Origin of the sequence: Bradyrhizobium paxllaeri, from assembly GCF_001693515.2 — a bacterium.
Taxonomy (GTDB): Bacteria; Pseudomonadota; Alphaproteobacteria; order Rhizobiales; family Xanthobacteraceae; genus Bradyrhizobium; species Bradyrhizobium paxllaeri.
The window spans coordinates 7457744-7468453 of the sequence record NZ_CP042968.1 but is presented as its reverse complement, the minus strand read 5'-3'; the positions used below and the strand labels follow the sequence as shown (position 1 = coordinate 7468453).

General features: G+C 58.6%; 6 protein-coding genes. 1 reads left to right on the top strand and 5 read right to left on the bottom strand.

Annotation, left to right across the window (positions count from 1 at the left end; genetic code table 11):
* Window positions 1-10 precede the first annotated feature (10 nt).
* The 5 genes from LMTR21_RS35710 to LMTR21_RS42185 all read right to left on the bottom strand — a co-directional run bounded on the left by LMTR21_RS35710 (window position 11) and on the right by LMTR21_RS42185 (window position 7951).
* Entirely contained in the window at window positions 11-1615 is a 1605-nt protein-coding gene (locus tag LMTR21_RS35710) for a heparin lyase I family protein (RefSeq protein ID WP_065752155.1), read from the bottom strand.
* 835 nt (window positions 1616-2450) lie between these two features.
* Window positions 2451-4415, bottom strand: coding sequence for a heparin lyase I family protein (locus LMTR21_RS35705; protein WP_065752154.1), 1965 nt, complete (start codon window positions 4413-4415; stop codon window positions 2451-2453).
* A 921-nt stretch (window positions 4416-5336) separates the two neighbouring features.
* Window positions 5337-6074, bottom strand: coding sequence for a class I SAM-dependent methyltransferase (locus tag LMTR21_RS35700; RefSeq protein WP_065752153.1), 738 nt, complete (start codon window positions 6072-6074; stop codon window positions 5337-5339).
* Between the two features lie 514 nt (window positions 6075-6588).
* On the bottom strand, window positions 6589-7623 hold the full coding sequence (locus LMTR21_RS35695; protein WP_065752306.1) for a DUF354 domain-containing protein: 1035 nt from the start codon (window positions 7621-7623) through the stop codon (window positions 6589-6591).
* 67 nt (window positions 7624-7690) lie between these two features.
* The gene (locus LMTR21_RS42185) at window positions 7691-7951 is read right to left on the bottom strand and encodes a hypothetical protein (RefSeq protein WP_488225949.1); all 261 of its coding nucleotides are present in this window, start codon (window positions 7949-7951) and stop codon (window positions 7691-7693) included.
* 385 nt (window positions 7952-8336) lie between these two features.
* On the opposite strand from LMTR21_RS42185, the gene LMTR21_RS35690 reads away from it, so the two are divergent.
* A complete protein-coding gene (locus LMTR21_RS35690; RefSeq protein WP_084030526.1) occupies window positions 8337-10307 on the top strand; it encodes a heparinase II/III family protein in 1971 nt (656 codons plus the stop codon).
* Window positions 10308-10710: the final 403 nt, after the last annotated feature.

Below are 10710 nucleotides of genomic sequence, written 5' to 3'. Positions count from 1 at the left end.
GGAAGCACGATCAATGTTGCGGTCTGGTCAGGAACGAAGTCTGACCCGCAGTAGCTCCGTTCGACAGGTTTGCCACGATCTGACCGGAATCTCCCCGACCAGTGCTACCAGCCAGATACTGGTTCAGCAGCGCATAGCTCTGGCTTGCCAGGCTCGCGGTGGATGTGCCCACCGAGCGCGCGTCGCTAGTCGCGGTAATCGCCTGCGGCGCCGAGGTAGCAACGCCGCCTCCGATGACGCCCCTGAGTTGGCTCATCAGAGCAGGCGCGGCGTTCGCCACGGCCTGGCTGGCCTGGTCCTGGTTCTGGTTCTGGTTCAGCCAGGTCAGGGCGCGGCCCACCTGCGAGGTCGTGGTCGCGGCGGTCGTGGGGGGATTGGTCACACTGGTGGTCTGCGACTCGGTTGCCCTCGTCGCGTATCGCGAAGTCGCCACGGTGATGGTTTGCGGCGCAGCCGACGTCACATCACCGGTGACCGGGTCCTTTGCGCTTGCGGTCAGCGTCAGCGTAGATTCGTGGCTCCTGCGGGCGTACGAGTTCAGCACCAATCCGGCATCGACCTGAGCAGCCGTCAAGGTGATGTTGTTCCCCCTGTACGTCCGACCATCGAGATTGCTCGTGATCGTCTCGTACTTCGGTAGACCGTCGATGCGCACGGTCACGCGGTCATTGGTATCGGGCGTTGAGACGTTGACTCCCAGGTCGACCGCCCCGCCTCTGCCCCTCACCGACAGCGTGGGATCCGCGACGGTGAGAGCCGGATTCGTGACCGACGACGTAGGCCTGGTCGGCGTGGTTGGGGTGGTAGGCGCGGTTGGCGTCGTCGGCGTGGTCGACCTTGGGGGAGTGATTGGTGAGGTGGGCGTGGTTGGCGACGTCGGGGTGGTTGGCGAGGTGGGCGTTGAGCCCGTCACCGGCGCGTACGATCCGGTTGACATCGTGAAATCTCGAAAATTGGCGGCAAGAGTCTGGGAATTTGCCGACCGATAGATGCCTTCCATCCAATAGGTGGCGTACCCATAGCCCAAGGGACCATTATAATCCACGACCTGCTTGCCGTTTATGAAAACGTCCAGATACCCGCTGCTGTTGTTTACAAAGTTGGCCCGGACGTCGATATCGTAATACTGGCCACGCTGAATAGGATTGGGGTCCGTCCAGAGCGTAAGCGTCTTGACGTTTCCGGCGGCGTTACTGGCGTTCACGCCCGTCGGGACATATCTGGCAACAATTGCGAGATGTTCGCCGTTAAGGTTGATCGATAATGGAGGCGAGGTAGGCACGCCGCCAGCGATGTCATCATTATGCATTTCGCCGGTAACCACCCACGATGCGGTGTTCGTGGCGCCGGGCTCCAACATGAAGTGATAGCCGATGTTGACCGGAGTTCCGAATGGAACCTTCGGAGCCCTCTGAACTTCGGAACGATCAACATTCGACCCATCGTACCAGGCACGATCACCGGCTCGAACTTCGAAGCGCAGCGTGTGATTGTCCGGCGACGTCAGGGCATAGCTGTCGCCCGACGTGTGCACGGTGGTTGTAACGCCATCGATCTGGAAGGCGGTTTGCGGCCTGTTAGAAAACGACGTGATCGTGCCGTCATTAGTAGCCATTTCGGGACTCCATCGAGTTACAAGTGTTAGGGAATTCCACTGCCGCGCATCGCGATGGCGCACGACATACCGCATGCTCGCAGCAACCGGCATCGCGAACACATTTCAACGCATCGCGGCCTCAGACCGCGAGCGGATTTTCAAAGCAGTGGGATTTCGCCCCCCCGACTGCTGGCTGCGGGGTTAATAAGCAAAAATGGCGAAAAAACTCTCAAAGTATGATTTATACCCATGCATATAGCCCAATACGTGCCCAATCTGTCCATATCGGGTGGATTCAAGGCACATGCGCGATTTATCCATCAGATTGCGTCGTCGCCAGCGCGGCCGTCTCGGATTTCTTCGAATTCCGCGCGCGTCATCAGCCTGGGACGCGACCAGGCCGGATGCAGCACAACGGCACCCGTGTCGTCGACCTTTCCGAGCAGCAGAATCCGCCTTCATGTTCGAGGGTAGTCCGACGGTGATAATTGTCTTCGATGCGCCGAAGGGCTTTCTCGATATCCGCTACGACGCGCGAGAAGATCCTTGCGCAGAGTTCTCATGGGCAGGACACGACGAGAGCACCCCGCCTGCGGTCGCGGATGGGTCATGATCGGCGCTGCGGGCAGGTTCGGCCACTTCTAATACACAATGGTTTCAGGCTTCGTTTCCGAACGCGGCTGAGTTCTTCAACAGCTTGCTAGATCTGCGGTGTGGGGCATTCCCATTCTGGATCGCCATTTTTTTCTCAACACCGCGCGGCGACGGACCGCGTCCAACGTTCCTTCTCATGCATTCACAAATTTCGATTGGGGGCGCACCCGGGCGCCGAGCACCCGGGTACGCAAGTGGATCATTGTCCAGGCCTGGTGAGGAACGAATCCTGACCCCGCGTGGTGCCATTCGATACAGTCCCCACGATCTGACCGGGATCGACCCGGCCTGGGTTAGCGGCCATATACTGGTTCAGCAGCGCAAAGCTCTGGCTTGCCAGGGACGCTGTGGTCGTGCTTGTCGCAGTCGAACGATCAGTCATATTGATCGTCTGCGGCGCGGAAGTCGCAACCCCGTCGGCGAACAGGCCTCCAAGCCGGCTAAACAGCGCCGAACCCGGGTCTGTCGGAGACGCCGTGGTCGTGGCGGTCGCAGAGGGAGCGTCCGTCACGGTGATCGACGTCGGTGCGGAGGCCGTCACCGTGCTGGTGCCCAGGTCCCCAGTCGAGCCTGTCAGCGACCCTGTGGTCGAGATGGTGGTCGCAGTAGCCGTCACTGTGGAGGTCTGCGGCGCAGTGGTGGTCAGGGTGGTCACAGACGGCGCACCCGCCACGGTGATCTGCTGCGGCGCGGATGTCGCAACGGCGCCGGTGACCGGGTCCTTGGCGGTTGCCGTCACCGTGAGCGTGTCGACCGGATCACGCGAGCCTCGGTAGTACGAGTGCAGCGTCAGTCCGCTTTCGACCTGCGCCGCTGTCAAGGTTATGTTTTTTCCCTTGAACGTGTGGCCGAGGCCGTCGGTGATCGTCTCGTACGACGCCAATCCCTTGATGTTCACGGTCACGGCGTCGTTGGGGTCGGTCGTTGACACATCCACTCCCAGGTTGACCGTGCCGCCTCTCCCGGTCACCGACAGCGTGGCATCCGCAACGGTGAGGACCGGCTTGGTCACGGTTGACGGTGAGGTTGGCGACGTTGGCGAGGTTGGCGAAGTCGGCGACGTTGGTGTCGCATCGATCTGCAGACCCGTGAACGTCTTCAACGCGCCCGAGAGGTTCGCCGCAAGGCCGGTAGTATCCTTGATGCTGGCGCCGTTCGGGAGATTGACCCCGGTGATCGCCAGCGCCGGCGTGTCCGCGTCAGTCGGTGCGACGGTCGTCTTGAAGGTGAGCGCACTCGTCCCGGACCCGCCCACATAGGTGGCGGTCGCGCCATCGTTGAGCGACAGTGTCGGCGTACCGGTCACGATCACGGCCTCGCTGAAGCCGAGCGTCAATGTGATGGTATCACCGTTATCTGCGATTCCCGTCCCCGGTGTAGCGGACGCCTGCGTCACGGTCGGCGCGAGGTTTGGCGGGGTGGTTGGCGACGTGGGCGTAGTTGGCTGCGTCGGGTCCGTGATCGGCGCGTACGACCCCGTGGTCATCGTGAAATCGCGAAAATTGGCAGCAAGAGTCTCATCTTCTGCCGACCGATAGATGCCTTCCATCCAATAGGTGGCGTACCCATAGCCCAGGGGGCCATTATAGTCCACGACCTGCTTGCCGTTTATGAAAACGTCCAGATACCCGCTGCTGTTGTTGGAAAAGTTGGCCCGGACGTCGATATCGTAATACTGGCCACGTTGAATAGGATTGGGGTCCGTCCAGAGCGTGAGCGTCTTGACGTTTCCGGCAGCATTACTGGCATCCACGCCCGTCGGGCAATATCTGACAACAATTGCGAGATGCTCGCCGTTAAGGTTGATCGATAATGGAGGCGAGGTAGGCACGCCGCCGGCGATGTCATCATTGTGCATTTCCCCGGTAACCACCCACGATGCGGTGTTCGTGGCGCCGGGCTCCAACATGAACTGATAGCCGATGTTGACTGGGGTTCCGACCGCAACCTTCGGAGCCCTCTGAACCTCTGCGCGATCAACACTTGAACCATCGTACCAGGCATGATCACCAGCTCGAACTTCGAAGCGCAGCGTGTGGCTGTCGGGCGCGGTTAGCGCATAGCTGTCACCCGACGTGTGAACAGTGTAGCTAACGCCATCGATCTGGAAGGCGGTTTGCGGCGTTGAAGTAAACGACGTGATCGTGCCGTCAGTTGTAGCCATTTCGGGACTCCATACGAGTTGCAATAGGGAATTCCACTGCCGCGCATCGCGATGGCGCACGACATACCGCATGCTCGCAGCAACCGGCATCGCGAACACATTTCAACGCATCGCAGCCTCAGGCCGCGAGCGGATTTCAACACAGTGGGATTTGATTTGCCCCCCGACTGCTGGCTTGGTTGGCTAATGAGCAAAAATGGCGAAAAAACTTTCAAAGTATGATTTATACCTACGTATGCAGGCTCAATACGCTCCCACATCGGGTCGCTTCAGCACACGCGCGCTGTTTCTCCATCAGATTGCTTCGTCGTCAGCGTTGCGGAGATCGAAAGCGACGGAACCAGCCGAGACGAACGTTGGTTCACTTTGACGCGTGGCGCGAATTCACTCTCAGGGTCGGTGCCGCGGATCGTCACCGTCCGGATTGGGCGCTAGTCGCCAAAGCTCCACATGATCACCCGCGAACCGCGCTCTGCGAAAATGCTGTCTGCGCACGGAGCTTAAGCGCGGCATGCGGTGGTGATCGCGTTGGGGCTCAAACGAAACAGGGAAGCAGCGCGGCTTCATCACTCATGAAGTCGCTCGAGCTATTGCGGCTGCGACTGGCAATATTGCGCGCAACTTCTCGGGCGGTCTCGTGGATGGAACGCGGAGTGCCAGTCGAAGTCAGCGCCTGACGGTTGAGCAGATGTTGTGTGGCGTTGGACAAAAGACGGCGCGCACTTCGATGCGGTTGGGCGTGAGCATCAATGGGCTGTCTCTCCGGACAAGGCGGACAGCCTGACCCGAATAGCGTCGGAAAGGGGGACCAGCCCTTGGACGCTGCAGCGGGCCGTTCCACGCGAAGCTGGCTTCACGCTTGAGGCGTGGCGGCGCTCCACCGGCGCTTGATAAATCTGACCCGTCGCTAGAACCTGCAGATCAGGCGGGAAGGGCGGTGCTGAGCTGCAGGCCCGCCCTCGCGGGGAGAGCCGGTTTGCGGATGATAAAGATGATGTCGTTGTGATCGGCGCTCAGGTAGCCCAGGGACAGGACCTGAAGCGCCTTCTTGTAGCCTTCCACCAGCTTCTGCTTGAGGCTGTCGTCGTTCAGGCCGAGGCCGCTAGGCATCCCGTATTCGGCAGCCAGGACCAGTCCGTTCTCTCGGCAGAACGCCCGAATGCCTTCGCGAGACACCACCTTGTCGTAGGTGACCGGGTAGGGGCCGTAGCCTGGCTTGCCGGCGTTCTTCCATCCGAGGATCAGGCGATAGAAGAGCACGTGAAACCAGTGCGGCGTCATCCTGGCGGTGAAGCCGTGTACCGAATAGGGGTCAGGGATCATGATGATGATCAGTCCACCCGGCTTCACCCACCTGTTGAAGTTCTCCAGGACCTGCTGCGCGCCCGGCACGTGCTCCAGGACGTAGGAATTGAAGATGACGTCGAAGGTCCGCTGACCGAAATCGGCCGTGCGCAGATCCCCGACAACGCCTTCGTGGAGGTCCTTCGTTTCATCACACCGGATGCGAAGGGCTTCGGAGTCGAGGTCGATGCCGGTCAACACATAGCCGCCGTCGCCGATGTCGAGATCCCACTGCTGGCCGCAACCAGCTTCGAGGATCTCAAGAACCTTGCCAGGATGCTTGATCGAGCGAATCTCGCGGGACAACACCTCCATCGCGTGATCCCAATCGTTCGTCAGCGCAAGCCGAGGTCGTGCTTTCATCGATTTGGCTCCCTTGGCGCAGGCTGACTTCCCGTCCGGCCTCACCGATGCGGCGCACTCAGCAGGGACGTCCAGCCCCGGCGACCTGGGCAACGCTGTGCGGAAGGTTCAGGTAAACGTGGTTAAACGCACGTATCCTACCGTCAAATTCGCCTCAGGTGCCGGCCCTTTCGGATTACCCCGGCTCCCTTGGATTTTGCATTATCGCCGACTCAATCGACCAGCGAAGCCGAGCTCATTGTGCAGACATCCATGATGCATCGGAGGCCTCAACCGCATTGGCACCCGGAAGCCAGCCGCGGAAAGGACAGGCTGGCCGTGTGGTTCAGACCCGGCGACGACGCACACTCAGAGAAATGGCCGAAGACAAATAACCTGACCGGAACTGGCCATTCCCCCAACCCGCCCGCCACCGGCCAATTCCGAAATGAGGATGATGGCTGCGCAAGTCCATCCAGCCATTTGGTTAGTGGCGGCCGCCTAGTTCGAGAATCTGCGAATACAGTTGGTTGTAAGCAATTTTGCCCTTGTGGAGCAATTCCAGGTTCGGACCGCGCTCGGTGGCGTTATCGAGGATCTTCAGCGCTGTTTCCGCGTCAAGGTCCGGCCGGTGCTGCATGCACCCACGCCGCAGTAAGTAACGATCAACATCGAGCAGCTCCGATCGGTAGATCGAGACCGTTGGGATACCGAGCACTGCCATTTCCCGGGTCATCGTCCCACCGGCGCCAATGAATAGATCGCAATCCGGAGCTATGTCTGCCAGGTCAAGTGCGGTATCGACCACGCGTATGCCTTTGAATTTTTCGGCTCTGTAATGCGCCCCCTGCGCACGCCCCCTTGGCAGGACGGTCAAATCGACATGATTGCGAAGCCCAAGCAAAAGACCATCCAGGAAATTGATTTCACTCTTGTAGTACTGAGCGGTCCAGGGCTCCGGCCTCACATAGACCGCTCTGCGCTGATCCTGCGCCGTCCTCTCAGTGCGTCGCGACATGAATTGATCGGCAAAATACCATAGATACATGCCTTCCTTTATTCCCGGAAAGTGACGTACCTTGGCGGCACGAGCCCCCTGCCAGCGTACTCTGCTGAAATCAAGGAATTCCGGCAGCATGATCACATCGGCGAACAGAAAAGATGGCACGTTTCCAAGAGCGTGCTCATTGTCGTTCAAATAAATTGATCGGGCACCGAGAAGTCGCGCGACGACCGGTGAATAGAAGGAGCTTTGCGAAACCGCCAGTTCAATTGAACGGCCCTTGAGAAAACGGTGCAAGTCGCGCACTCGCACCGGATACCCTAGAAGCTTTCTGGCGAAGTTGGCCCCGTAGTGCTTGCCGACGACTTCGTAATCGAGCCGATGCAGCTTCAGCAGATCAATCGTGTTCGCAAGCGGTCGAGCCGTTATGGTTACTTCATGTTCCCCTTGAAGCTCGTTTATAAGCCTTCGAAACATGTTGATGTGCGGCGAGTTATGGAGATCAAACCAAATGTTCATCATCCGTCCAAACTTGCTTGCCGGCCTAGACCACGAAACCGAAATCCACGTCCCTCCAATTCGGCCCTCAGTTCTCGGATATTATGTATTTCACCGCTGAACGTAATTGTTGCCCGTTGGCCGAGATCACTGGCTGATGTCCCATCGGGGACAAGTCGATAGTTGCAAGGCGACGCTGCCCGAAGGCAATGCTGGCTTCCTGGCTCAACCAAACTCCACTGTCGTCTCGCCCGCGGTGACTCAGGGTTTGCGTCATTGCAGATACGCGACTTTCGAGGTTTTGCAGGCTGCAACCACTACGCTCCCAAATACCGGAAATTCCGCACATGCCTGAAAAGAGCTCCCGACAAGACGCCAACGCATGGCATCCAAACTCACACACATCAAAGCATAGTCGTTTGAACCGGTCCGCAGCTCTACCCTTTCGGATTACCCATTCTCGATCTGCAGAAGGAGCCGAGACCAGCCGATGGGGGAATGGACGGCCTTACTGTGATTTCGTACAGGATATGTACGCCCCCCGCGTTGGCTTGCAAACAAACAGACAAGGCTCGTGGAGGCGAAACCAAACCCAGTGAAGTCGTCTCATCGAGGATCCAGATTTGAGATGGCGTGTGGGAGAAAGCGCGAAGGCTTTTACATCGAACGCGGTCAGACATTGAGCTTTGATCGAATTATTTCAAGCGGCGTGACATCAACCATGTGAGGCGCTTTTGGAATCCGTTTTAGGCCGGGCCGCCTGGTACCGTGACCGTCTGGCGGCAATGAGCGCGGCGGAGATTGTTCATCGCCTGGTCGAAACTGCCAACAAGCAAACTGCGCGGTGGCATAGTGGCGGCTGGGAGGGGGTTGAGTCACTTGGTCCGCTGACCACCATACTTGGCATTCGTTCCCGGATTATCGCCTCTCCATCGGATCTATCCGCTTTCATAAGCTGCGAAGCCGACAACGTCCGTGCGGGCAGTTTTTGCCTGCTCGGTGCACGCTGGCCGAAGCCTTCTTCGATTCCACCAGATCCGTCGTTCTGGCGTATCTATCCTGAGGACGGCGAGCCATTTCCGCAATGGGACGCCTATGCCTTCGATATTTCATTCCGACACGGCATGAACACGCGAGATATGAAGCCCGTTTGGGAGCTCAATCGACTGCAGTTTCTGGTTCCTCTCGCCGCCGATGCGGTGCTTAAGAAACATGACGAGTCCGTGCTTTTGACCGGCATGATCAGGTCATGGATGGCGGGCAATCCACCCTTTCGTGGACCAAGCTGGATTTTCGGTATCGAAGCCGCACTTCGTATCATCTCGGTCGCGCTGGCGCTCTCGATCATCGGCGTCGATCGCCTTGACGGCGTTACACGCAGTGCGGCGCTTCGTTTCTTCTTTGCACATCTCGACTGGATCAAGCGATTTCCGTCCCTGCATTCCTCCGCTAACAATCATCGGATCGCCGAGCTTGCCGGACTGGTTGTTGGTTCGACCATGGCTCCGGGATTCCCTGATGCAGTGGCATTGCGCGAGAATAGCTGGCGTGCGTTGCTCGCGGAAATTGATCAGCAAATTCATCCCGATGGTGTGGGGGGCGAACAATCTCCCAGCTATACTGCGTTCTCGATTGAGCTGTTTCTTGTTGCGGCCACCGCCCTTGGACGCGAAGCCAACCTGCCGGCAACTACCGTGGATCGGCTTTCGGCGTGGTCGGAGTATTCCCTTTGGCTGATGGACGCCGATGCAAAAGTGCCTGCGATCGGAGATTGCGACGATTGCCGAGCCATTGCGACAACACAGGCGCCTGAGCCAAGATACGTCGCGTCCGTTGTCGCAGCCGTTTCGGGCTGTGTTGGCCGCCCAGATCTTGCTCCGCCGGCCAAAGATCCAGGCATTCGCGATGTAATCCTGCGCTCCGCCGCGGTAGCGCCGGCACAACGTGCTGGAATGCGCTCATTTACGAGCGGGGGCTACTCGGTAATCCGAAGCAGGCATAAGGATCCTGTCGTTCTCACGTTCGATCACGGACCAGTTGGCTATCTGTCAATTGCTGCTCATGGCCATGCAGACGCGCTTTCCATCTGGCTATCTGTCGGCAGCCAACCTGTTATCGTAGACGCCGGAACGTACCGATATAATCCAAATAGGGAGCTGCGGGACCAGTTCAGGGACACCGCGGTTCACAACACTTTGGGTCTTTCCGGGATTGGATCAAGTCGTCCATCCGGGCCGTTTAATTGGGCGAGCAAGGCGAAAGCGCGCCTCATATCATCCGAAACTACTCCAGTTACGCGGGTTGTGGCAGAGCATGACGGCTATGTCGGGCCATATGGCGTAAGGCACCGGCGTACGGTGGAGTTTGATGACGTTTCGCAGTTCACGATTATCGACGAACTCGTCGGAGTTCCGACAGATGGAAGCGTTACAATATCGTTCCTCATAGACCCGACTTGCCAGTCAACGGTCGAGCCGGATCGGAGCGGAGTGCTGATCACACGCGGTAATCATCAACTTGTTCGGATAGCAAACGCCGGCCCATTGAAAGCCAGAGTAGTTCGGGGCGATCAAGCGACAGGACTTGGCTGGTTGTCGCCACGTTACGGCGTGCGCGTCCCTACCGATCAGGTCCTTTTTGAGGGGCATCTCCACAAACCCTCGACCTTCGCAATTAGCGTGCTCTCGTGTGAGGGCTCAATATGATCATGCGGTGTTTGTAGATGACCCATTGGCCGATACTGCCCTCGTATTGGCGGCCGCAGCAAAGCAAAGCCTCGAGTGCCACCGGGTAGGCCACCCGCCGTCGTTGTACCGATCCTCAATCAATCCTGGTCCGGGGCTGCCGCGGCTCAATGGACCATCTTAGCTACCCCATACGCTACCCATTAATAGCAATGTCCCCTCCGTGACTCGGATGGTACCGATCATCTACCTGCGTTGGCTAGGGCGGCCGGATATGAGCTATTCGTTCTTTACCAATTTGCCGTCCTCCACGAGTGTCACCAAGCTTCCCGCGCTTTCGCACGATGTCGGCGGGGCAGCTCCAGCCAGGGTCGGTATGGGTAGATTGGCCGTCCTGCTGGTATTGGCAGCAGCGACTTTCCTA